The sequence below is a fragment of the Cryobacterium levicorallinum genome (genome assembly GCF_004402405.1).
Taxonomy (GTDB): Bacteria; Actinomycetota; Actinomycetes; order Actinomycetales; family Microbacteriaceae; genus Cryobacterium; species Cryobacterium levicorallinum.
The window spans coordinates 324,752-347,016 of record NZ_SOFE01000023.1; the positions used below are offsets into that span (position 1 = coordinate 324,752).

20 protein-coding genes and 1 other RNA gene are annotated in these 22,265 nt (G+C 64.1%); 12 read left to right on the forward strand and 9 right to left on the reverse strand.

Annotation, left to right across the window (positions count from 1 at the left end):
* Window positions 1-106: 106 nt before the first annotated feature.
* From E3O11_RS13575 to rnpB, 4 genes are all read left to right on the forward strand, one after another.
* Window positions 107-442 carry a hypothetical protein gene (locus tag E3O11_RS13575; protein ID WP_134477518.1) on the forward strand — a complete coding sequence of 112 codons (336 nt, stop codon included), beginning with the start codon at window positions 107-109 and terminating at the stop codon, window positions 440-442.
* Window positions 443-522: 80 nt separating this feature from the next.
* The gene (locus E3O11_RS13580; protein WP_092448654.1) at window positions 523-1,341 is read left to right on the forward strand and encodes a Nif3-like dinuclear metal center hexameric protein; all 819 of its coding nucleotides are present in this window, start codon (window positions 523-525) and stop codon (window positions 1,339-1,341) included.
* Between the two features lie 52 nt (window positions 1,342-1,393).
* Window positions 1,394-2,131, forward strand: a complete 738-nt coding sequence (locus E3O11_RS13585) for a zinc ribbon domain-containing protein (protein ID WP_092448653.1) — start codon at window positions 1,394-1,396, stop codon at window positions 2,129-2,131.
* 48 nt (window positions 2,132-2,179) lie between these two features.
* Window positions 2,180-2,559: RNase P RNA component class A (gene rnpB, locus E3O11_RS13590), an RNA gene on the forward strand.
* A 7-nt stretch (window positions 2,560-2,566) separates the two neighbouring features.
* Here rnpB and E3O11_RS13595 read toward each other — a convergent pair.
* On the reverse strand, window positions 2,567-3,319 hold the full coding sequence (locus E3O11_RS13595) for a response regulator (RefSeq protein ID WP_092448652.1): 753 nt from the start codon (window positions 3,317-3,319) through the stop codon (window positions 2,567-2,569).
* Window positions 3,316-4,893: an ATP-binding protein gene (locus E3O11_RS13600; protein WP_241994730.1), complete on the reverse strand. Its 1,578-nt coding sequence runs from the start codon at window positions 4,891-4,893 to the stop codon at window positions 3,316-3,318. Before E3O11_RS13600 ends, E3O11_RS13595 begins: the two co-directional genes overlap by 4 nt.
* A 175-nt stretch (window positions 4,894-5,068) precedes the next feature.
* Here E3O11_RS13600 and E3O11_RS13605 point away from each other — a divergent pair, with 175 nt between their 5' ends.
* Genes E3O11_RS13605 through E3O11_RS13615 form a run of 3 tightly spaced genes read left to right on the forward strand, consistent with a single transcriptional unit; the run spans window position 5,069 to window position 8,175 of the window.
* Window positions 5,069-6,076 carry a Bug family tripartite tricarboxylate transporter substrate binding protein gene (locus tag E3O11_RS13605; protein ID WP_092448650.1) on the forward strand — a complete coding sequence of 336 codons (1,008 nt, stop codon included), beginning with the start codon at window positions 5,069-5,071 and terminating at the stop codon, window positions 6,074-6,076.
* 4 nt (window positions 6,077-6,080) lie between these two features.
* Window positions 6,081-6,632: a tripartite tricarboxylate transporter TctB family protein gene (locus E3O11_RS13610; RefSeq protein ID WP_092448649.1), complete on the forward strand. Its 552-nt coding sequence runs from the start codon at window positions 6,081-6,083 to the stop codon at window positions 6,630-6,632.
* Complete coding sequence (locus tag E3O11_RS13615; protein ID WP_092448648.1) at window positions 6,625-8,175, forward strand: tripartite tricarboxylate transporter permease; 1,551 nt, start codon at window positions 6,625-6,627, stop codon at window positions 8,173-8,175. Before E3O11_RS13610 ends, E3O11_RS13615 begins: the two co-directional genes overlap by 8 nt.
* 91 nt (window positions 8,176-8,266) lie before the next feature.
* Here E3O11_RS13615 and ppgK read toward each other — a convergent pair whose 3' ends face one another.
* Window positions 8,267-9,025, reverse strand: coding sequence for a polyphosphate--glucose phosphotransferase (gene ppgK, locus E3O11_RS13620; protein ID WP_092448647.1), 759 nt, complete (start codon window positions 9,023-9,025; stop codon window positions 8,267-8,269).
* Between the two features lie 29 nt (window positions 9,026-9,054).
* Window positions 9,055-9,918, reverse strand: coding sequence for a type I methionyl aminopeptidase (map, locus tag E3O11_RS13625; protein ID WP_092448730.1), 864 nt, complete (start codon window positions 9,916-9,918; stop codon window positions 9,055-9,057).
* Window positions 9,919-9,930: 12 nt separating this feature from the next.
* Here map and E3O11_RS13630 point away from each other — a divergent pair, with 12 nt between their 5' ends.
* Window positions 9,931-10,119: an SPOR domain-containing protein gene (locus tag E3O11_RS13630; RefSeq protein ID WP_092448646.1), complete on the forward strand. Its 189-nt coding sequence runs from the start codon at window positions 9,931-9,933 to the stop codon at window positions 10,117-10,119.
* Between the two features lie 15 nt (window positions 10,120-10,134).
* Here the strand turns inward: E3O11_RS13630 and panB are convergent, their stop codons facing one another.
* A complete protein-coding gene (panB, locus tag E3O11_RS13635; RefSeq protein ID WP_092448645.1) occupies window positions 10,135-11,016 on the reverse strand; it encodes a 3-methyl-2-oxobutanoate hydroxymethyltransferase in 882 nt (293 codons plus the stop codon).
* An 89-nt stretch (window positions 11,017-11,105) separates the two neighbouring features.
* On the opposite strand from panB, the gene E3O11_RS13640 reads away from it, so the two are divergent.
* Together E3O11_RS13640 and E3O11_RS13645 are read left to right on the forward strand one after the other, a co-directional pair.
* Window positions 11,106-12,443, forward strand: coding sequence for a glutamine synthetase family protein (locus E3O11_RS13640; protein ID WP_092108031.1), 1,338 nt, complete (start codon window positions 11,106-11,108; stop codon window positions 12,441-12,443).
* Window positions 12,444-12,480: 37 nt separating this feature from the next.
* Window positions 12,481-15,564, forward strand: a complete 3,084-nt coding sequence (locus E3O11_RS13645; RefSeq protein WP_092448644.1) for a bifunctional [glutamine synthetase] adenylyltransferase/[glutamine synthetase]-adenylyl-L-tyrosine phosphorylase — start codon at window positions 12,481-12,483, stop codon at window positions 15,562-15,564.
* A 72-nt stretch (window positions 15,565-15,636) separates the two neighbouring features.
* Here E3O11_RS13645 and glnA read toward each other — a convergent pair whose 3' ends face one another.
* A complete protein-coding gene (glnA, locus tag E3O11_RS13650) occupies window positions 15,637-17,061 on the reverse strand; it encodes a type I glutamate--ammonia ligase (protein ID WP_092448643.1) in 1,425 nt (474 codons plus the stop codon).
* Between the two features lie 144 nt (window positions 17,062-17,205).
* Between glnA and E3O11_RS13655 the strand changes: the two genes are divergently transcribed.
* The gene (locus E3O11_RS13655; RefSeq protein ID WP_092448642.1) at window positions 17,206-17,634 is read left to right on the forward strand and encodes an RDD family protein; all 429 of its coding nucleotides are present in this window, start codon (window positions 17,206-17,208) and stop codon (window positions 17,632-17,634) included.
* 103 nt (window positions 17,635-17,737) lie between these two features.
* Here the strand turns inward: E3O11_RS13655 and E3O11_RS13660 are convergent, their stop codons facing one another.
* The 3 genes from E3O11_RS13660 to lipB are packed head-to-tail and all read right to left on the reverse strand — an operon-like array spanning window position 17,738 to window position 20,171.
* The gene (locus E3O11_RS13660) at window positions 17,738-18,445 is read right to left on the reverse strand and encodes a DUF4191 domain-containing protein (RefSeq protein ID WP_092448641.1); all 708 of its coding nucleotides are present in this window, start codon (window positions 18,443-18,445) and stop codon (window positions 17,738-17,740) included.
* 59 nt (window positions 18,446-18,504) lie between these two features.
* Window positions 18,505-19,494: a lipoyl synthase gene (lipA, locus tag E3O11_RS13665; RefSeq protein WP_092448640.1), complete on the reverse strand. Its 990-nt coding sequence runs from the start codon at window positions 19,492-19,494 to the stop codon at window positions 18,505-18,507.
* The gene (gene lipB / locus E3O11_RS13670) at window positions 19,491-20,171 is read right to left on the reverse strand and encodes a lipoyl(octanoyl) transferase LipB (protein ID WP_092448639.1); all 681 of its coding nucleotides are present in this window, start codon (window positions 20,169-20,171) and stop codon (window positions 19,491-19,493) included. The genes lipA and lipB overlap by 4 nt, the downstream gene beginning before the upstream one ends.
* A gap of 166 nt (window positions 20,172-20,337) precedes the next feature.
* Here lipB and E3O11_RS13675 point away from each other — a divergent pair, with 166 nt between their 5' ends.
* Entirely contained in the window at window positions 20,338-22,239 is a 1,902-nt protein-coding gene (locus E3O11_RS13675) for a protein kinase domain-containing protein (RefSeq protein ID WP_166787588.1), read from the forward strand.
* Window positions 22,240-22,265 lie beyond the last annotated feature (26 nt).

Sequence of the window (22,265 nt, forward strand, 5' to 3'; positions counted from 1 at the left end):
ACTAGCCGAGACTGACCTCCCGTTTATGCTGGGCGGGCGTATGGTGGCATTGGCCGCCCCGGACCCTGGCAGCACACGCACTAAACGTGAGCTTGCGAGGGAGATCATGAAACGTATATTTCACCCCGGTGGGTCAGTGATTACCGGCAGCGATCTGGCTGATGCGGTCTTGCTGTATGCCGAGGCACTGTGTAACCGTCGACAAGTCGACGTCGTTGATATACCGGTCATGGGCGACGGCGGTACTCTCCTTCGTGCTCAGTTTTTGATCGGTTCCGCGAGTCAGCTGGTCAGCGTCACCGCGGACAGTCTGTCGCCAGAACTGGTCGAACCGGAAACCACGGACTTTCTGCACCGCAAGGCCCAAACCGGAGCCATGATTCCGGCGGCGTGGACCCGAGAGGAATCGGCTGCCGCGCAGTTCGACGAGTTCGACTACTGACCTATCTTTTCGCGGACCCGACGCATCGGTTGCGTCCTGTCCGCGAAACCTTGGCACCGGTCGCCCGGTAGGCTGAATGGGTGCCATTCTCGCTCGCCGACGTTACCCTCGTCGCTCATACCCTCTGGCCCCCGGGCGGTGCCGAAGCGTGGGATGCACCGGGGCTGGTCAGTGGCGATCCGGCCCGGCCGATTCGCAGCATCCACTTGGCCGTCGATACCGTCGCCGACACGGTCGACGAGGCTATTGCGGCCGGCGCCGACCTGTTGCTGACGCATCATCCGTTACTGCTGCGCGGTGTCACGAGTATCGCCGAGGACACCTACAAGGGCGCACTGCTCAGCCGGCTGATTCGCGCCGACTGTGCCCTGCTGGCCGCCCACACCAACGCAGACGTGGTTGCTGACGGCGTGTCCGACGTGATCGCCAGTCGGCTGGGGCTGATCGACGCACTGCCCATCACGAGTGGCGCTGTGCCGGGCACCGGCATCGGACGGGTTGGTCGTCTGCCGAAACCGACCACGCTCGGACACCTGGCACACACCGTGCTGGCCCTGTTGCCGGCCACGGCTTCAGGGGTTCGCGTCGCCGGTGACTATGCAGCCCCGATCACGACGGTTGCTCTCTGTGGCGGTGCCGGTGATTCCCTGCTTCGCAATCCGCAGGTGCTGGCAGCAGATGTCTACATTACCTCCGATCTGCGCCATCACCCTGCGCAGGAGGCACGCGAGCAGGCGCTCTGCGTCGGCGGACCCGCCCTCATCGACGTCGCACACTGGGCCAGCGAATGGCTCTGGCTGGAGCCGGCGGCCGTGCAGTTGCGGGCGAACCTGCCGGGGGTGTCGGTCACGGTGAGTGAGTTGAACACCGACCCGTGGGATTTTTCCGTCGTGCACTAATTCTTTTTTCTTTCGTCAGTACAACTCAATTCCAGCGTTAGGTCAGGACATCGTGAAGGCATCACCACTCCAGCAGAAAGAACTTCTGCGGCTTCAGGCCCTCGACATCAAGGTTCTTCAGCTCAGCCACCAGTCAAAATCACTCGCGGCGCACACCGAGCTTGCCGCGCTCAACCGGGAGGCTGAGGCCAGCCGTATGAAGCTGCTCGGCCGGTCCGGCGAGCTCGACGACGTGCGCACCGAATTGGGACGCATCGAGAGCGACGTTGAGGTCGTCGAGAAGCGCATTGCCCGCGATACCGACCGCCTGCAGAACACCTCATCGATCAAGGACATCCAGGCCCTGGACTCCGAGGTGGCCTCACTCAAGAAGCGCCTGTTCGATCTCGAGGAGATTGAGATTGCCGTGCTTGAGCGCCAGGAAGAGCACGAGGCGGCCGTCGCTGTGGTGGAGCAGGAACGCGACGCCATCGCCGAGCGGGTCGCCGCGACGGAAGCCGTTCGGGATGAGTCGCTGGTCGACCTCAACCGTCAGCTCGGCGAGTTGACCCGTGATCGCGCGACGATCGCGGCCACCATCCCCGATGACCTCGCTGCCCTGTACGAGCGCCTGCGCATCAGCGGCCACGGCAACGCCGCGGCGCTGCTGCGTGCCCGCACCTGCAGCGGATGCACGATGACTCTGACCGGGAGCGACCTCGCTGATGCCCGTCAGGCTCCGGCGGACGAGGTCATCTTCTGCCCCGACTGTGGCGCCGTGCTGGTGCGCACCGAAGAGTCCGGAATCTAGCGCCGGTTCGCACGTCGCCTGCTCGCCCGGTAGGCTTTGTACTCGGAATGGGTCGGCAAGACGGTCGCGTCATTCGGGAGATCTTCGGGTCTAGCGGATGCCGAGGAACGTCCGGGCTCCATAGAGCAGGATGGTGGGTAACACCCACCCGGGGTAACCCGCGAGACAGTGCCACAGAAAGTAGACCGCCACCAGCGCGAGCTGGGGGTAAGGGTGAAACGGTGGTGTAAGAGACCACCAGAGGCCAGGGTGACCTGGTCGGCTCGGTAAACCTCGTCCGGAGCAAGGTCAGACAGAAAGCGTTGAGGCGGCTCGCCGAGCTTTCGGGTAGACCGCTAGAGGGCTGCGGCAACGTAGTCACGAGATAGATGGCCGTCGACGGTGCGCAAGCACCTGGACAGAACCCGGCGTACTAGCCGGCCCATTCCACTTCATTCACCCCGCGGTCCAGTGATACAGCTTCTCCGGACGCCCGGCGTGACCATATTTTTGGGTGATGCCGGCACGTTCGGCTGCGACCAGGAATTCAAGATATCTGCGGGCGCTCACCCGAGCCAGACCCAGGTTTTGGGCCACGTCGCTGGCCGAGATGCCCACGGTGGCGCGCTTGAGCGTGGCCACGACGGCGTCGAGCGTCACCTCGGACAGCCCCTTGGACAGCGCCAACCCGGTGGGCTCAGGGGCACTGGCTGGCTGCGCGACCGTGCCGGGTTGCAGCATCCGGTCTATTCGGGCCTGGTCGAGCATCGATGCTGTTACGGCGGCGTGTTCGTGCAGGTCCAGCCGATGTTGAACGTACTGGTCCAGTCGCTCGAGCAGCACGGTCGAGGTGAACGGTTTGACCAGGTAATGCATGACCCCACCGGCCATCGCCGCCCGCACGGTATCGAGCTCCCTGGCAGCGGTGATGGCAATGATATCGACCGGGTCGCCGGGAAGATTACGCGCAGCCCGCAGCACCTCGATGCCGGATATACCGGGCAGATGGATGTCCAACAGCACCAGGTCTGGCTTCAGCCTCGTGATCAGATCGAGGCCGTCGGTGCCGGTATAGGCGACGCCGACGATCTCGAACCCACCGTGTGCGAGCAGAAAACCGGTGTGAATTCCCGCGACTGCACGGTCATCGTCGATGACGACCGTGCGGATGAGAGCCGTGCAAACGGGAGCCGTGCGAATGAGTGTCATGAGGCGGTTCCAATGGGGTCGGGCGAAGATGGTACGGCAGCGAGGAGCACAGTGAAGGTTGCTCCGCCGTGCTGCGACGGCTTGGAGGTGACGAATCCGGTGCGGCGCACGGCTACGCGCTGCACGAGTGCCAAGCCGAAACCGCGTGCTCCGGGGCGGCTGGCGTCCCGGGTGGACTGGCCGGCTTCAAATATTCGCACGCGGTCCTTCTCCTTGATTCCGGGGCCGTCATCGGAAACGACGATGGTGGCACCGGTCCCTTCTTCACTGAGGCGAACGTGGATGGTGCCGTCGGAGCCGATCGCCTCCATAGCATTGTCGATGAGATTGCCGAGTACAGTGACCGGATCCGTCGTTCCATCGGGTGCCAGAGTAGAATTTTCGTCGATTACCAGATTGATGCCCTTCTCCGCTGCGATGGTGCTCTTGGCCATGAGCAGACTCGCCACGTCGGGGTCGGTGATGCCGGGGGAGAGCGCACGGGAGAGCACGGAACCACCGTGCCCGGCGCGAGTGATGAAATCCACCACCTGTTCGGTGCGCCCCAGTTCGATTAACCCCGAAATGACATGCATCTTGTTGGCGAATTCGTGGGCCTGGGCGCGCAAAGCCTGCGTCACATCCCTGGCGCCATCCAGGTCTTGCAGAAGCTGGTGCAGCTCGGTCCGGTCCCGCAGAATCAATACCCGGCCGACCAGTCGACCATCGACGGCGGCATCGTTGGACCGCGCCAGCAGAACGCGTTCACCGACGAGCACGGTCTCATCGCTTTCCCCGCTCTCGGCCAGCATCCTGGCCAGTTCCGCACCGACCACGTCCGTCGCCGGACGCCCCACCGAGTCATCGTCCGCGCCGAGAAGTCTGCGAGCCTCGTCGTTGACCAGCGCGACGGAACCGGCGGCATCCACCGCGACGAGGCCCTCGCCGATACCGTGCAGCATCGCCTCGCGGGTCTCCAGCAGGGAGGCGATCTCTTCGGGCTCCAGCCGGTGGATCCGGCGCCACACCATCCGAGAGATCATCGTGGCCCCGGCTGTTCCCACCAGGGCAGCCCCGAGGAGCCAGATCACCAGTTCGGGCAGCACCTTGTATAGGTCGGCGCGCAGCGTCTGCTCCAGAATTCCCACCGAGGCCATGCCGATGATGACTCTGGACTCGTCGTAGATGGGTAGTTTGACCCGCCAGGTTTCCCCGAGCGTGCCGGTCTGCGTGCCGACATAGGTCGCACCAGACAGCGCAATCGACGGATCGGTCGAGGTTACGTGGCCGATCATGGCCGGGTTTGGATGCGAATAGCGCACGCCGGTGTCGTCGGTAACGACGACGTAGGTCACATTGGCGGCCTCGGAGATCAGCTCGGCAATGGGCTGAATGGTGGCGCTGGGATCACTATCGTCAAAGGCATCCACGATCGCGGGCAGCTCGGCCACCGACTGCGCGACTCCCACCATGCGGGCTTGATAGGCATCACGAATCTGCTGCTCCTGCAAGCGGATGGCGACCGACCCGGCAACGAGGACGACGATGAGAACAATAAAGAGTTGCAGAAAGAACAACTGTGTTCTCAGCGACATCGACTGAATCATTTTCCCATTCTCCCATCTGGCCAGGCGTGCAGTCCGACGGGCGCTGTCCGTAATGACCAATATGCGCACTATGACCGAATTCTTCCGCGGGCCGATGGGGCTCCATACGCTGGGGCACAGCGTAGCTATACGCATCACAGTGAAGTGAATAGAGGAAGACAGCATGAAACAAGGCTCAGGGACGCGTCGAACCGGTTTGATCGTGACGGCGGCAGCATCCGTTCTGCTACTCGCCGGGTGCAGTACCCCGGCAGCGACCAGCGGCGGCAGCGATGAGGCAGCAGCCGGCATCGACAAGCTCAACATCATCGTTCCAGCCGACCCGGGCGGTGGCTGGGACCAGACCGGTCGGGCCATCGAAAAGGACCTGCAGGCCAACGACCTCGTGACGAGCGCCTCCGTCGTCAACGTCGGCGGCGCCGGCGGCACCAACGGGCTCGCCGCCATGAAGACCGAGAAGGACATCAACACCCTCATGGTCATGGGCTACGTCATGGTCGGTGCTGTCGAAACGAACAGCGCGGCCAACCGCATCGAAGACACCACCCCGATCGCCCGCCTCACCGACGAACCGCTCGTCGTGGTCGTTCCGGCGGATTCCCCGTACGACACCATTGGCGATCTGCTCGACGACATCGGCGAGACCGGCCAGGCCGTCTCGATCACCGGCGGATCGGCCGGCGGTGCTGACCATATTCTGGCCGGCATGATGCTCAAGGAACAGGGCATCGGCGCTGACAAGCTCAACTACATCCCCTACTCGGGCGGCGGAGAGTCCCTGGCCGCGCTGCTTGGCAACAAGGTCAACGCCGGCATCTCCGGCGTCGGCGAGTATGCCGAGCAGGTCAAGGCTGGCAAGCTACGGGCCCTGGCCGTGTCGGGATCGGATGCTGCCCCGCAGCTTCCCGACACCGAAACACTGACCGAGCAGGGGATCGACGTTGTGCTGACGAACTGGCGCGGAGTGGTCGCCCCCGGATCCATCGATGCCGCACAGGCGAAAATCCTCACCACGCTGATGGAAGACCTGCACGCCACCGACACCTGGCAGACCACCCTCACCGATAACAACTGGGCGGATGCCTTCATGATCGGCGACGAGTTCGCCGATTTCCTCACCGAAGACATCGCGACGGTGAAGGTCACGCTGAAAGACATCGGTCTACTGTAACCCGATGACCGCTCCCACAGCCGAGTCGCTGGGCGGGGGTGGCCCGCACTGGGCTGCTCCCGCCCGGCCCGTCGGAGAAATAGTTTTCGCGTGTGTCATCCTCAGCCTGGGAGTCGTCGGCTTCGTGGCCGGCGCCGATATCCGCACGCCGCCATCAGCCAGTGACATCGGTCCCCGCGCGTTCCCCTTTGTGGTCTCCGGACTGCTCGTCCTGATCGGCGTCGGCCTGATTTTCCAGCTGCTGCGCGGCCACGTCGGCGTCGCTGAAGAGGGCGAAGACGTTGACCCGAGCATCAAAACCGACTGGCTCACGGTCTTGAAACTGGTTGGCTTCGTCATAGTTCATATCGTGCTGATCGTGCCGCTTGGCTGGCCCGTCGCGGCCGCCGTGTTGTTCTTCGGCGCGGCCTGGTCACTCGGCGCCAAGCCCTGGTGGCGCAACGCCCTGACCGGCATCGTGCTGGCGTTGATTCTGCAATTCGTGTTCGCGGGCCTCCTCGGCGTGTCCCTGCCGGCCGGTTTCCTCCTGGAAGGGGTGACCATCTTCAATGGATAACTTCATCAACCTGATGAATGGCTTCAGCGTCGCGATGCAGCCGATGTATCTGCTCTACGCCCTCGGCGGGGTCTTCATCGGCACTGCCATCGGCGTGCTGCCGGGCATCGGCCCGGCCATGACCATTGCCCTGCTGATGCCGATCACCTACAGCCTCGAACCGACAGCGGCCATCATCGTCTTCGCTGGCATCTACTACGGCGGCATGTATGGCGGGTCAACGACATCGATCCTGCTCAACACCCCGGGGGAGTCGGCGTCGATCGTGACGGCCCTCGAGGGCAACAAGATGGCCAAGGCCGGGCGGGGCGCTGCGGCTCTCGCCACGGCAGCTCTCGGGTCGTTCGTCGCGGGAACCCTCGCGACGGTGCTGCTGAGCTTCCTGGCACCGTTTGTGGCTGAGTTCGCCATCCAAATCGGACCGGTTGAGTACGTGGCTCTGATGCTTGTCGCCTTCCTCACGGTAGGAGCCTTGCTCGGGGCATCCGTTCTGCGTGGGCTGGCCTCACTGGCCCTCGGTCTGTTCATCGCGCTGATCGGCGTCGACGCCCTCACCGGTCAGCAGCGCTACACCTTCGGTAATCCGTTTCTGGCCGACGGTATCGACGTTGTGCTCGTCGCCGTTGGCCTGTTCGCCGTCGGCGAGGCCATGTACGTGGCGTCCCGGCTGCGGCACGGTCCGGTCAAGGTGATTCCGGTCACCGGCGGCTGGACGACCTGGATGAAGAAGGACGACTGGAAGCGGTCTTGGAAGCCGTGGCTGCGCGGCACCTTCATCGGCTTTCCGATCGGTACGATTCCCGCTGGGGGAGCGGATGTCGCCACCTTCCTCTCGTATGCGGCCGAACGTCGACTGGCCAAGGGCAAGAACAAGAAGCAGTTCGGCAAGGGCGCCATCGAGGGCGTCGCCGGCCCGGAATCGGCCAACAATGCGGCGGCGGCCGGAGTTCTGGTGCCGTTGCTGACCCTGGGAATTCCGACGACGGCCACGGCCGCGATGATGCTCGTCGCGTTCCAGCGCTATCAGATTCAACCGGGGCCGTTGCTCTTTGAAACCCAGGGCGCACTGGTTTGGACGCTCATCGCCAGCCTGTACGTCGGCAACCTGATGCTGCTGATTCTCAACCTGCCGTTGGTGGGCATCTGGGTCAAGATTCTGCAGATCCCGCGCCCGTACTTGTATGCCGGAATTCTGGTGTTCGCCGGGCTGGGTGCCTTCTCGCTCAATTTCACGCCGGTTGACGTGGGTATTCTGCTCGTCGTTGGCGTGCTGGGCTTCTTCATGCGGCGTTACGGCTACCCGATCGCGCCGATGGTGGTCGGGCTCATTCTTGGCCCGATCTTTGAGAACCAGCTGCGTCGGTCGCTCGCGATCTCGCAGGGGGATCCAACGGCGCTCATCGCGTCACCGATCGCGGCAACCATCTACGTTTCGCTGATCGTGATCTTCGCTCTGTCCTATTGGATGAAGCGTCGCCAGCGTGCGATGGAGTCTGAGCGAGTTTCCGAGGACGACCCCGTCGACGAACGGATGGCACGGTAGCGTTCGTCTAGTTCAAACGTCAGCAGGACCGACACCACAAAAGTGATGTCGGTCCTGATGACGTTGAGCGGTGCGACTCAGCTGGTGCGAATCAGCCGGGGAACCTGGCGGCGAGGGCGGCCGCACCGAGGATGCCGGCGTTGTTGCGGTGCACGGCCGGGATAATCCTGGTTTTCAGGCGCAGAAGCGGCAGAAAGTCCTCGTGATGTTTGGAGACGCCGCCGCCGACGATGAACAGGTCGGGAGTGAACAACAGTTCCAGGGTTGTGTAGTACTTCTGCAGGCGTGACGCCCACTTGTCCCAGCTGAGGTTCTCGCGTTCCTTGGCCGAGTACGCCGCCCGGGTCTCATAGTCGTGACCGTCGATTTGCAGGTGGCCGAGTTCCGTGTTCGGAACCAGCACACCGTCATTGAGCAGCGCCGAACCGATTCCGGTGCCGAGCGTGGTTAGCAGCACGACGCCGGCAACGTCCCTCGCCGCCCCGAACTGCGCTTCGGCGTATCCCGCGGCATCCGCGTCGTTGATGAAGTGGATGGGGAGCCCCAGGCTCTTTTCGAACAATGCCTCAGCGGCCAGGCCGATCCACTTCGACGACACGTTCGCCGCCGACATGGTGTGCCCGTTCTTGACAACCGCGGGAAAACAGATGCCGACCGGCAGGTCGCCGACTCCCTGGGACACCGTCCCGAGCAGCGTGCGCGTGGTTTCAATGATGTCCTGCGGTCGGCCGCCCTTGGGTGTCGGCAGCTTCACCCGCTCCGAGAGCAGGTCACCGGTCGACAGATCGACGACGGCTCCCTTGATTCCGGTGCCACCGATGTCGATGCCGATTGCCGTCGTTGCAGTCATGAAGTGAACCTATCTGGTCGAAAGAGCGGTCAGGGCAGGGTCAGAATTTCGGCGCCCCGTTCGGTCACCACGATGGTGTGTTCGAACTGCGCCGTGATGCTGCGGTCGCGGGTGAGGACCGTCCAGTCGTCATCCCAGATGTCCCAGTCGCTCGTGCCGAGGGTGAGCATCGGCTCAATGGTGAAGACCATGCCGACCTCCATCACGGTGTCGTACTGCGGGGCGTCATAGTGCGGAATGATCAGGCCGGAGTGGAAGGCTTCGCCGACGCCGTGCCCGGTGTAGTCGCGCACCACGCCGTAGTTGAACCGTTTCGCATAGGACTCGATCGTGCGGCCGATCACATTGACCTGCCGGCCGGGGGCGACGGCCTTGATGCCGCGGGCCAGTGCCTCGCGAGTGCGCTCGACCAACAGGGTGACCTCTTCGCAGGCTTCGCCGACGATGAAGGTGACGTTGGTATCGCCGTGCACGCCATTCTTGAAGGCGGTGATGTCGATGTTCACGATGTCACCGTTTTCGAGCACGGTGTTATCGGGGATTCCGTGGCAGATGACCTCGTTCACCGAACTGCACAGCGACTTCGGGTAGCCGCGGTAGCCGAGCGTCGAGGGGTAGGCGTCGTTGGCGACCATGTAGTCGTGACCGATTTGGTCGAGTTCCTCGGTCGTCACGCCGGGAACGATTGCCCGGCCGACAGCGGCAATGGCCTCGGCGGCGATGCGGCCCGACTCACGAATGAGCTCGATCTTCTCGGCCGAGTAAACGTCGGAGCCGGTGAACGGGCTCGGGCCGGTCTTGCCGACGTACTCCGGGCGAACGATCTGGGAGGGAACGGAACGGGTCGATGACACCGTTCCCGGGATGAGGTGACCGATTGAATCCTTAGGCATAGGATCAAGCTTATGGCCGAGGACAAAGAACACGCATTCTGGTACAACATGCGCACCGGCGAGGTCGAGCACGGCCTGCAGTCGACGTCGCTGGATCGGGTCGGTCCGTTCAATACCCGCGAGGACGCCTCCCACGCCCTGGAGAAGCTGCGGGCGAACAGCGCCAAGTGGTCTGAGGACGACGCGCGAGACGCTCGCTAACGGCCCGAAGGCGCGTTACTCATAGCTGTGCTCTGGAGCCGGGTAGGCGCCGGAGGCGACATCGGCGGTGAACCGTTGCACGGCATCCGTTAGCACCGCTCGCACGTCAGCATACTGGCGCACAAATTTTGGTACCCGGCCGCTGGTCATGCCGGCGAAATCGGTCCAGACCAGCAATTGACCGTCAACGGATGGTCCGGCACCGACCCCGATAGTCGGGATCGACAGGCGTTCGGTCACCTGGGCAGCGACCGAGGCCGGGACCATTTCGAGGACCACGGCAAAGGCACCGGCCTCCTGAACGGCGAGGGCGTCGATAATGAGTGCTTCGGCCGCTTCGCCGCGGCCCTGGATAATGTGACCGCCAAGCCCGTGCTCGCTCTGCGGGGTGAAGCCGATATGCCCCATCACCGGGATGCCGGCCGACACGATGCGCCGAATCTGTTTGTGGCTGCGCTCCCCACCCTCCAGCTTCACCGCGTGCGCCTGGGATTCCTTCATGAACCGCACAGCCGTGGCCAGGGCCTGATCCGGACCGCTCTCGTAGGACCCGAACGGCAGGTCCGCGACGACGAGCGCGCGGCTGACCGCGCGCGCCACGGCGCGGGTCAGCGGAATGAGCTCGTCAACGGTGACCGGCAGGGTGGTCTCGTAACCGAAGACGTTGTTGCCGGCCGAATCACCGACCAGGAGAAAGTCGATACCGGCCTCATCAAAAATCTGTGCGGTGAGCATGTCGTAGCTGGTCAGGCCGGTAATCGGGATGCCTTGCAGCTTCGCGGTCTGGAAATGTCTGGTGCGTACCCGCTTGGGGCCCTCGGGAGCGTGTCCATACGGCTGCTGAACCGGGACATCGGCGGGAGGGACTATGGGCTCTGGCACTGTCAACTCTGGCATGCGACAAGTTTAGTCAGGCAAGCAATCGTCCTTGGAGCCAGTAGCCTAGGCAGTAGTTATTAAAGTTGGAGCAATCAGAAAGAGCGTGAATGGACAAGCAGCGCGACTTCGTTCTTCGGACCATCGAGGAGCGAGGAATCAAGTTCGTTCGACTCTGGTTCACCGATGTCGTCGGCACCCTGAAATCGGTCGCCATCGCGCCCGCCGAGGTTGAAGGTGCCTTCAACGAAGGCCTCGGTTTCGATGGCTCGGCCATCGAAGGTCTCACCCGTTCTTTCGAAGCGGATGTCTTGGCTCACCCGGATCCCACCACGTTCCAGATTCTGCCGTGGCGCGGCGAGGTCGACCCGACCGCCCGCATGTTCTGCGACATCACCACGCCCGACGGGCAGCCCGCCGTGGCCGACCCGCGCAACGTGCTCAAGCGCACCCTGGCCAAGGCAGCCGACCGCGGCTTCACGTTTTACACCCACCCCGAGGTGGAGTTCTACCTGCTCAAGTCCTCGAAGTACGGCAAGAACGGGCCGATCCCGGTCGACTCGGCGGGCTACTTCGACAACGTTCCCGGCGGCACCGCGCACGACTTCCGTCGCCGGTCCGTGCGCATGCTCGAAGACCTGGGTATCTCGGTGGAGTTCAGCCACCACGAAGCGGGACCCGGCCAGAATGAGATCGACCTGCGGTACGCCGATGCGCTGACCACCGCCGATAACATCATGACCTTCCGCACCGTGGTCAAGGAAGTCGCCATTGAGCAGGGCGTTTACGCGACATTCATGCCCAAGCCCATGTCTGAGCACCCCGGATCCGGCATGCACACCCACATGTCGTTGTTTGAGGGCGACGCGAATGCGTTCTACGAGGCTGGTGCCAAGTACCAGCTGTCCAAGATCGGCCGCCAATTCATCGCCGGACTGCTGAAGCACGCGCCGGAGATCACCGCGGTGACCAACCAGTTCGTCAACTCCTACAAGCGGCTGTGGGGCGGCGACGAGGCCCCGAGCTTTGTCTGCTGGGGCCACAACAACCGTTCGGCCCTCGTGCGAGTACCGCTGTACAAGCCGAACAAGGGCCAGAGCGCTCGCGTCGAGTACCGCGCGATCGACTCAGCGGCCAACCCCTACCTTGCCTACTCGCTCATGCTGGCTGCCGGCCTCAAGGGCATCGAGGAGGGCTACGAGTTGCCGCCCGAAGCCGAGGACAACGTCTGGAGCCTGAGCGACACGGAGCGCCGTGCCCTCGGCTACACTCAGCTGCCGGCGAGCCTGGACCATGCCATTCAGTTCATGGAGGAGTCCGAACTCGTCGCGGAGACGCTCGGGGAACAGGTCTTCAACTACGTCCTGCTGAACAAGCGCCAGGAATGGCGCGACTACCGGTCGCAGGTCACTCCGTTCGAGCTGCAGAAAAATCTGGAGATGCTCTAACTCGCAACCCTGTCGATGATCGAAGGAATCACCCGCGATGGAGCGTTCGTATTTAACACTGACCGAGCTTGTTCGGGTCGGGTTCGTGGACCTCACAGAGGTGCGCGGTCGGCTCGACGAGGTCGAGCGCCTCGGTGCGAGCAGCCCACACAGCGCGTCCGAGGCGACCGACCGGTTGACCGACACGCACCAGCTGCTTCCGCTCCTGACGAAAACGGCCAGTCCGGATGCTGCGCTGGTCGCGCTGGTCGCGCTGCTCCGGCAGGGATCCGCTGAACTGTTCCACCTGCTGCAGTCGTGCGCTGCGGCCGGGCGTCTGCTCCGGGTTCTCGGGGCGTCGAGTGGCCTCGCCGAATTCTTCCTGCGACACCCGAACGAATTGTCCGTCCTCAAGGTACCGCTGGCCGTGCTGCCCAGCGTCGATGACCTGGTGCGCGACCTGTTGGACTCGGTGGGCGCGAGCGACGGATTCTCCCGCCTGGTGGACGAGGAGGCCTGGATCGCCCTTCGGGTGCGATACCGCCGCCGGCTAGCACAACTTGCGGCCTTCGACCTCGAACAAGATGACCCCGTGGCCGGGCTCGACGGCGTGGCCCGCACCCTGTCCGACCTCGCGACGGCGGCTCTCGAGGCCGCCCTCGCTGTCGCGCGCACCATGTGCAGCGGCGAGTCGGCCGGCCGCGGCGTGTTCCCCACCGAACAGGTGCGCGCGACCCGGCTGGCGATTATCGGTATGGGCAAGGCCGGCGCGAGTGAACTCAACTACGTCAGTGATGTCGATGTCATCTTCGTCGCCGACGGTGATCACACGGTCGGGCTGGAAAGCTCCCGCGCCGTCGAAATAGCGACCCGGCTGGCCGTACTCATCATGCGTGCACTCAACGAGTCCGCTGTCGAACCGGAACTCTGGGAGGTCGATCCCAACCTGCGCCCGGAGGGCAAGAGCGGTGCGCTCGTGCGTTCGATCGAATCCCACCTCGCCTACTACGATCGCTGGGCCAAGAGTTGGGAGTTCCAGGCCCTGCTCAAGGCGCGCACGCTCGCGGGGGACCGCGAGCTCGGGGGACGCTACATCGACGCCGTCACACCCAAGGTCTGGAACAGCGCCAGCCGCGAGAATTTCGTCGAGTCCGTGCAGCGGATGCGGGAACGCGTCACCGACAATATCCCCGACGATGAGGTCGATGTGCAGCTCAAGCTCGGGCCGGGAGGCCTGCGCGATATCGAATTCACGGTGCAGCTGCTGCAGCTCGTGCACGGCCAGACTGATCCGGAGGTGCGCCAAGCCGGCACCCTCCCCGCCCTGACCGCACTGGCCACGGCCGGCTACGTCGGGCGGGCCGAAGCGACCGAATTCGCCCAGGACTACCGCGTGCTGCGCCTGATGGAGCACCGGCTGCAGCTGCAGAAGCTGCGCCGCACCCACCTGGTCCCCCGGGACGAGGCGAACCTGCGGGTGCTGGCCCGGTCGACCGGTCTGGCGACGAGCGCTGCGGGGCTGACCATCCGCTGGTCAGAGACCAAGCAACGCGTGCGCGGCCTGCACGAGCGGTTGTTTTACCGTCCGCTGCTCTCGGCGGTTGCCTCACTGCCGGCCGAGGGTCTGAATCTGACCAGTGCGCAGGCCGAGGCTCGGCTGGCCGCGATTGGTTTCCTTAACACCAAGGGCGCCCTCGCCCACATCGCGGCGCTCTCGGGTGGGGTCTCACGACGCGCGGCAATTCAGCGTCATCTGCTGCCCGTCCTGCTGCAGTGGCTGTCCCAGGGGGCTGACCCCGACTATGGCTTTCTCGCGTTTCGGCGGCTCAGCGACAACCTTGGCTCGACCTACTGGTTCCTGCGCATGTTGCGCGACTCGTCCGGCGCTGCGGAGCGACTCACCCGCGTGCTGTCCGGCAGCCGCTACATCGGGGAACTGCTCGAGAAGATCCCCGAAGCGGTGGCCTGGTTGGAAGACGAGGACGACCTGCAGCCTCGTCCACTCAGGGCCCTGCGGGACGAAACACGCGCGGTACTCGGCCGACACGAAAGTGCGGATGCCGCTAGCACCATCCTTCGGGCGGCGCGCCGGCGCGAGATGCTCCGCCTGGCCTTCGCCTCGCTCCTCGGCCAGATCAACCTCGACCAACTGGGTCAGGGCCTCACCGATGTCAATGCGACCTATATCCAAGGAGTGATCGCGGCCATTCGCGGCGGCGAACTCAGCGATTCGGCTGAGAGCCCAGCATCAGCTTCTCCCGATGGCATTGAATTTGCGGTTGTCGGAATGGGCCGCTTCGGTGGTGCTGAACTCGGTTTCGGCTCCGACGCCGATGTCATGTATGTCTTTCGTGCCGGCACCCTTGAGGGTGAAGCCGCCAACGAGCGTGCCAGGTTTATCGTTCGTGAACTCAACCGGCTGAGCGATGACGCCCGCCTGCCGTTGGATCTGGACATCGGCCTGCGCCCGGAGGGCAGCAATGGGCCGGTGGTGCGGTCGCTTGAGTCGTACCAGGCCTACTACCGGCGCTGGTCGCTCACCTGGGAAGCCCAGGCGCTGCTGCGCGGCCGCGGAGTCGCCGGGGATGCCGCTCTGCTGCGCGACTTCGAGGCCGTGGCCGCCGAGGTGCGGTATCCGAGCAATATCAGCGAGCAGGCCGTGCGTGAGGTCCGCCGCATCAAAGCGCGGGTCGAGAACGAGCGTCTGCCGCAGGGAGCCGACTCGAACCGGCACCTCAAGCTGGGGCGCGGGTCGCTCAGCGACGTCGAATGGCTCGTGCAATTGCTGCAACTGCAGCACGCCGCGGCCATTCCCGCGCTCCGCACGACGTCGACTCTGCACGCCCTGACCGAGGCAGTGACTGCGGGTTTGATTCCGGCAGCGGATGCCGCGGTCTTGCGCAGCGCCTGGGTCTTCGCGTCCCGCGCGCGCTCGGCCATCACCCTGTGGACCAATCACACCTCGAACGTGCTCCCGACGGATCGCGCAGCCCTCGAAGGCATCGCCCGCGTGATGGAATACCCACCGGGGTCGGGCAATCAGCTGGAAGACGACTACCTCGCCGTCACGCGGCGCGCCCGCGCCGTGTTTGAGCGTTTGTTCTATGGCCCGGTGGAGCGCCCGGGCCCGACGGCCGGCTGAGCCTGCGCGGGGACGTCAGCTACGAGGAAAGGACCGCATCCGAGGATGCGGTCCTTTCCTCACACGTTGGGCTTAGACGCCGTAGTAGAGCTCGAACTCGAATGGGTGCGGGCGCTGAGCGAGCGGCTTGATCTCGTTTTCGCGCTTGTACTCGATCCAGGTCTCGATCAACTCAGGGGTGAAGACGTTTCCTGCCAGCAGAAAGTCGTGGTCCGCTTCGAGGGCCTGCAGGGCTTCTTCGAGCGAAGCCGGAACCTGGGGGATGTTCTTGGCTTCTTCGGGCGGCAGCTCGTAGAGGTCCTTGTCGACGGGCTCGTGCGGTTCGGTGCGGTTCTTGATCCCGTCGAGGCCGGCCATGAGCTGCGCGGCGAACGCGAGGTACGGGTTGCCGGAGGCATCGGGTGCACGGAACTCGAGGCGCTTGGCCTTCGGGTTGGTGCCGGTGATCGGGATGCGGATGGACGCTGACCGGTTGCCGGCCGAGTAGACCAGGTTGACCGGTGCTTCGAAGCCGGGAACGAGGCGGTGGTAGGAGTTCACCGTCGGGTTCGTGAACGCGAGCACTGCCGGAGCGTGCTTTAGCAGGCCTCCGATGTACCAGCGGGCCACATCGGAGAGTCCGCCATAGCCGGCCTCATCGTAGAACAGCGGCTTGCCGTCGGCCCAGAGAGACTGGTGGGTGTGCATGCCAGAGCCATTGTCGCCGAACAACGGCTTGGGCATGAAGGTCGCCGTCTTGCCCCAGTCGTGCGCGGTGTTCTTGACGATGTACTTGAACTTGAGCAGGTCATCGGCCGCGTGCACCATGGTGTCGAACTTGTAGTTGATCTCGCCCTGGCCGCCGGTGCCGACCTCGTGGTGGCTGCGTTCGAGGATGAGGCCGGCTTCGATCAGCTTGAGGCAGATGTCGTCGCGCATGTCGACGTGCTGGTCGACCGGGCTGACCGGAAAGTAGCCGCCCTTGAATGGCGTCTTGTTGGCGAGGTTTCCGCCTTCTTCTTTCTTGCCCGAGTTCCAGGCGCCTTCGCTGGAGTCGACGGAGTAGAAGCTGGTGTGCTGGTTAACTTCGTAACGCACGTCGTCGAAAATGTAGAACTCGGCTTCGGAGCCGAAGAATGCGGTGTCGCCGATGCCGGTGGAGGCGAGGTACTTCTCAGCCTTCTTAGCTACCTGGCGCGGGTCTTTGGAGTAGATCTCGCCGTTGCGCGGGTTGTAGATGTCAAACAGCATGATGAGCGTGCGCTCGGTGCGGAAGGCGTCGATGTATGCGGTCGACACGTCGGGGATGAGCTGCATGTCGGATTCGTGGATCGACGCGAAACCGCGGATCGACGAGCCATCGAACATCTGGCCAACGGTGAAGAATTCTTCATCAACGGTGGATGCCGGGATGTTGAAGTGCTGCTGCACACCGGGAAGATCGGTGAAACGGATGTCAAGGAACTTGACGTCCGTGTCTTTGATGAATTTGAGCACTTCTGACGAATCGCGGAACATGCGGGTAAACTCCAGACGACGTGGGCGTGTAAATTGCCGAATCGGACACATCGGCTTTATTGAGATTAGTAGCGCTGCGTTACTTGTCCGTGACGCTTATGTTTCACACATGTTACAGGGGAGCCTGCTCGGTAGACTTATCGGGTGCCAGACTCCAGCTCCCGCCCGAACACTTTTGGTCCAGTGCCACCGAGCAAATGGCCGGGGGAGCGCCTCGGGCTACCCCAGCACGGGCCGAGTTCGATCGGTCGGCCTGGACGGCGAATTCTGGGCTTCGCCATCGACTGGGCCATCGCGATCGCGGTGTCGGCGATCTTCTTCAACTACGATCCGGCCGCGAACCTAATCATCTTCGTCATCCTGCAGATCGTGTTTATTCCGACCATCGGGGCCAGTATCGGCCACCGGCTCGTTGGCCTGCGGCTCATCTCCCTTCACGGCGGTTGGATCGGGCTGTGGCGGCCGGTGGTGCGCTCGCTGCTGCTCGGGATCGCGCTTCCCGCCTTGGTCTGGGATTCCGATCAGCGCGGCTTCCACGACAAGATCGCCGGAACGGCCCTCATTCGTCAGTAGCGGTCCGGTCTGTGCCGCACAGTCCGAACAACCAAAAGAAGGGCCGCACGCGAAGCATGGGCCCTTCTTTTGGTTCCCCGGAATCGGGTGAATCTGTCTGGAGTCAACCGCGCTGCGGGCGCGCCTTCATCGGGTCGACGCCCTTGGGAATGGGAAGCTTGGTGCCCATGGAATTCAGGCGGTTGTTGACCGCAAGAACTTCGGCCTTGGTCAGGGTGGGCTTGATCCGGGTTAGACGGCGGGCCAGCTTGTGCAGCGGCACGGCGTCGTCGTCGGGTCCAACCGAGATCACGGTCACGCCGACGTTGCCGCCGATGCGCACGATCTTGCGCTTCTCTTCTTCGAGCATGCGTGTGGTGCGCGTTTTCGGGCCCTCGCTGATCAGCACGACTCCACCGCGACCGACAGCCCGATAGACAGCATCCTGAGTCTTGCCGTTTACGGCGACCGGCATTTCACTGCCGACCCACCCCCGCTTGAGCGAGCTGCGCAGCACGGCACCGACAGCACCGGGCTGGCCCTCGATCTGCGAATAGGCGGCTTTCTCGGCCCGCCGCCCCAGAATGATGAGCATCGCCAGGATTCCGGCGAGCACGCCGGCGACGATCCACAGCACCATCGTGAAGACGTTGCTGCCGGGAATCAGCAGGGCCAGGGCCAGGCTGATCAGAACGGGGATTAGGAAGGCCAGAACCAGAATCCAGACGATATTCGAGTCATATCGTCTCGTCATCTGGAAAACCTGCCACATTTGCTTCAAGCGGCCGGGTTTCTTCGGTTTTTTGGGGGTCTTTTCCTTGCTGCGTGCCATGGGTATAAGACTACCCAGTCACTCGAATGCCGAGTGACCGAATTCACCCCATCCTCGCATTAGGAGACGGCCTGGGCGAACCCAAGTTGGGCATCCGCCAGCTGGCGCAGGTCGGCCGGAATCTCCCGGCCGGTCGCGACCATGGACTGGGCCCACAGCCGACCAGCCCGATAGGACGACCGCACCAGCGGACCGGAAAGCACGCCGAGAAAGCCGATTTCTTTGGCCTCCTCATTGAGTTCGACGAATTCCTCCGGGCGCACCCAGCGGGCGACCGGCAGGTGTCGGGCACTCGGCCGCAGGTACTGCGTGATGGTGATGATGTCGGTGCCGGCTTCGTACAGGTCGTGCAGGGCCTGGGTGATTTCCGCGCGTTCTTCACCCATTCCCAGGATGAGGTTGGACTTGGTAATCAGACCGGCGTTACGGCCCTGGGTGAGCACGTCGAGCGACCGGTCGTAGCGAAAGGCGGGGCGGATGCGCTTGAAGATGCGCGGCACGGTTTCGACGTTGTGCGCGAAAACTTCCGGTTGGGCTGAGAACACCTGCGCGAGATGATCCGGGTTGCCGGAGAAGTCCGGCACCAGAATCTCGACGCCGGTTCCGGGGCTCTGCTGGTGGATCTGGCGAATGGTCTCGGCGTAGAGCCAGGCCCCCTCGTCGGGCAGGTCGTCCCTGGCCACACCGGTCACGGTGGCATAGCGAAGGTTCATGGTGACAACCGATTCACCGACGCGGCGGGGCTCGTCGGTGTCGTAGTCGGCCGGCTTCCCGGTGTCGATCTGGCAGAAGTCACAGCGTCGTGTGCACTGGGAGCCGCCGATCAAAAAGGTTGCTTCGCGGTCTTCCCAGCACTCGAAGATGTTGGGGCAGCCGGCTTCCTGGCAGACCGTGTGCAGGTTCTCGCTTTTCACGAGACTCTGCAGCTTCTGATATTCGGGGCCCATTTTGGCGACGGTCTTGATCCAGGCCGGCTTACGTTCGATCGGAGTTTCGGCGTTGCGAATTTCCAGGCGTAGGAGTTTGCGGCCTTCGGGTACTGCGTTCATGCGTTCGTCCTGACGTTGTCGAGGCTGACGGGGTTAAGGCTGTCGGTGTCGGCTCCCAGCGTGCGCTGAAAGCCAGCGGTGATGGGGTCGATCAGGTCACTCGGGTCTACGGTGCGGCCGAGGACGCGGGACATTGTGGTGACTCCGGCATCGCGAATTCCGCAGGCGATGATGCGGTCATACGGCTCGAGGGAGTTGCTGCAGTTGAGCGCGAAGCCGTGCATGGTGACACCCTGTGCCACTCGAATTCCAATGGCGGCGATCTTGTCTTCGTGGCCGGCCGGTCCGACCCAGACTCCCGAACGTCCGGCTACCCGGACGGCGTCGATGCCGAAGCCGATCAGCACCTCGATCAGCATGCCCTCGAGAGATCGAACATAGCCGACGACGTCGACCGGTTCTGCGAGGTGCAGGATGGGGTAGCCGACCAGCTGCCCAGGTCCGTGCCAGGTGATTTTACCGCCGCGGTCGACGTCGATCACCGGGGTGTCGTCGACGGGGCGTTCTTCCGGCAGGGTGCGTTTACCCGCTGTGTACACGGCGGGATGCTCCAAAAGGAGGACGGTGTCCGGTCGCTCACGGGCGACGACGGAACGGTGGACTGCGCGTTGGAGCTCTAGGCCCTCAACATACGGCACGGAGTTGGCGCTTAGCCCCGCGACGACAAAGTCGAGCATTGGCCCAGTCTAGGGGGCTCCGGGGGAGTTGGGGCGAGCTGCAGACGTTTGTCAGTCTGGCTGCCGTCAGGTTTCTGCGCTCCTCCCCGCTTTCCTGGTTCGCCCGTTGTGCACCGGTGCGTGCCGGCCAGGTCTGTGCACCGGATTCCCGCGAGAACATGGTCTCGTGAAACGACGCAGCGCAGCGCCCTCGGCTCCGGTCGATGACCCGATCCAATTCAGAGACCCGATCCAATTCAGAAACCCGATCCGACTTGGTGACCCGATTCGCTTCGGTCCTCGGCCGCAGCTGGAGGTCGACGGAAATCGCGCGCCGGGGTCGGCAGCGCTGCAGAGCGAATGCGTCGTTGCCGGCTACCGACTGATTCGGCTGCTTGGCACGGGGGACCGCGCTGCAATCTATCTCGGACATTCCGGCAGCGGCGCCATGGTCGCCCTCAAGATATTCCGTGCCGACACCGAGTCGGCGAGCATCGAGAGCGACATCGCCGTCCTCACCTCGGCAGCAGCGCCGGGGCTGGTCCGGCTGCTCGATGTCGCGCAGCTCGGTGATGGTCGAATCTGCCTGATCTTGGAACGGCTCGCCGGCGGGTCGTTGGCCCGCTATTTGATCGAACATCCCGTGCTGTCGCCGGGCGAAGCGGTGACCCTCCTCGCCCCCGTCGTGGTGGCCCTCAACGCGCTGCATTCGGCCGAGTTCGCACACGGCAGCCTCAGCCAGGCCACCGTACTGCTCGACGCGACCGGCCGCTCCGTGCTGACCGGATTCGGTGCGATCCGCCAATTCAGCGACGCCCTACGAGAGCGGATGCCGCTCCTCCGCGCCGATTACACCCGGCTGGCGACCATCGGGCGGTGCGTCTGTGCTGGGCTCGCCGAGACTGACGCGCGCAGCCACGGCGGGGCAGAATTGATCCGGCGGTTCCACGAGGCGGTGGATCCGAGCGACGGTGCGGGTCGGTACGGTGCTGGTCAAACCAGTGTTGGGCCGTACGATGTTGGCCGGTACGGCGCAGAACCTGGAGCGTTCCTCGCACTGAAACCGACGGAATCGATCCTGGTGGATCTGGAACGCGCCCTGTTCGACTGGGCCGACGCGGAACCGCTGCGGGGCTTTCGACTCGTCACCGAACCGGATCCCGACAGCGCCGGGTCGGCTGACCCGTCGATCGGTGGCCAGGAGGTTGCGGAGCCCGCTCGGCGAATCGGAAACCTGCAGATCCGAGGCACGTTCAGCGAACGCGGCCACGCCACCGAACGGACTGCGCCGGGCCCGTACGCCCCGGAACACGACGACCCCGTTCTGCACGACCCCGACCCGTATCCTTCTGCTGTCAATGCGGGCCTGAGACCGCCCTCCCGGGCCCTCGGTAACCTGGTGGCGAGGGTCGCCGGGTTACGGCATCTCCTCAGCTGGCTGCTCAGCCGGCTGCTCAACAGCCTGGTTGATGCACGTCCGGTCGCGGCACTCGGGCATGGCCTGCGTAAACGACTTCACGGTCGTCGAAGGCCTATCCTGGTGGCGGGATTGGTCGGTGTCAGCGTGCTCGTGTTGGCTCTGACGTTGTTTCCGCTCTCCGGTCATTCCGGGCGCCCCGGTCCCGCGGCCGACCCGGTGGCGGCCGGACCGCCCGCAACGTCCGCGACACCGGATAATAGCGACCATTCTTCAGACCACAGCCAGGCTGGTGGTGCCGTCTCCGACCTTGAAACGCCGGACGCGGCTGCGATTGCGGGGGACGATCCGATTGCGGCCGTGGTGGCGCTGCTCGCCGGCCGGGCCGCTTGCCTCGCTGCGGCGTCCCTCGTCTGCCTGGTGGGCGTCGACCAGACCGGGTCGGCCGTGCTCGCTCTGGACAGCTACGACGCGCGTCAGCGGCAACAGGGCGGGTCAGGACCGCAACTGCCGGACTACGTAGGCCACCTGCCGACCCTCGCGGAACGAACCGGCAACCTGGCCGTTGTCGCACTCGCCCCGGGCGCCGGGAACGAAAAAGGCCAGCCAGCCTCGGTCCTTGTGGTCAAGGGCGAGGGCGGCTGGCGTCTTCGTGAGATTTTCGACTACTGATTTGCTCAGCGTCGGCAGAACCTGGA

Coding starts and splice junctions, on each gene's coding strand:
- E3O11_RS13645 (WP_092448644.1), top strand. CDS start 12,481: ATGGAGCGTTCGTATTTAACACTGACCGAGCTTGTTCGGGTCGGGTTC.
- E3O11_RS13605 (WP_092448650.1), top strand. CDS start 5,069: ATGAAACAAGGCTCAGGGACGCGTCGAACCGGTTTGATCGTGACGGCG.
- E3O11_RS13610 (WP_092448649.1), top strand. CDS start 6,081: ATGACCGCTCCCACAGCCGAGTCGCTGGGCGGGGGTGGCCCGCACTGG.
- map (WP_092448730.1), bottom strand. CDS start 9,918: ATGCCTAAGGATTCAATCGGTCACCTCATCCCGGGAACGGTGTCATCG.
- E3O11_RS13615 (WP_092448648.1), top strand. CDS start 6,625: ATGGATAACTTCATCAACCTGATGAATGGCTTCAGCGTCGCGATGCAG.
- glnA (WP_092448643.1), bottom strand. CDS start 17,061: ATGTTCCGCGATTCGTCAGAAGTGCTCAAATTCATCAAAGACACGGAC.
- panB (WP_092448645.1), bottom strand. CDS start 11,016: ATGCCAGAGTTGACAGTGCCAGAGCCCATAGTCCCTCCCGCCGATGTC.
- E3O11_RS13630 (WP_092448646.1), top strand. CDS start 9,931: ATGGCCGAGGACAAAGAACACGCATTCTGGTACAACATGCGCACCGGC.
- ppgK (WP_092448647.1), bottom strand. CDS start 9,025: ATGACTGCAACGACGGCAATCGGCATCGACATCGGTGGCACCGGAATC.
- lipB (WP_092448639.1), bottom strand. CDS start 20,171: ATGCTCGACTTTGTCGTCGCGGGGCTAAGCGCCAACTCCGTGCCGTAT.
- E3O11_RS13575 (WP_134477518.1), top strand. CDS start 107: ATGAAACGTATATTTCACCCCGGTGGGTCAGTGATTACCGGCAGCGAT.
- E3O11_RS13595 (WP_092448652.1), bottom strand. CDS start 3,319: ATGACACTCATTCGCACGGCTCCCGTTTGCACGGCTCTCATCCGCACG.
- E3O11_RS13600 (WP_241994730.1), bottom strand. CDS start 4,893: ATGTCGCTGAGAACACAGTTGTTCTTTCTGCAACTCTTTATTGTTCTC.
- lipA (WP_092448640.1), bottom strand. CDS start 19,494: ATGAACGCAGTACCCGAAGGCCGCAAACTCCTACGCCTGGAAATTCGC.
- E3O11_RS13660 (WP_092448641.1), bottom strand. CDS start 18,445: ATGGCACGCAGCAAGGAAAAGACCCCCAAAAAACCGAAGAAACCCGGC.
- E3O11_RS13640 (WP_092108031.1), top strand. CDS start 11,106: ATGGACAAGCAGCGCGACTTCGTTCTTCGGACCATCGAGGAGCGAGGA.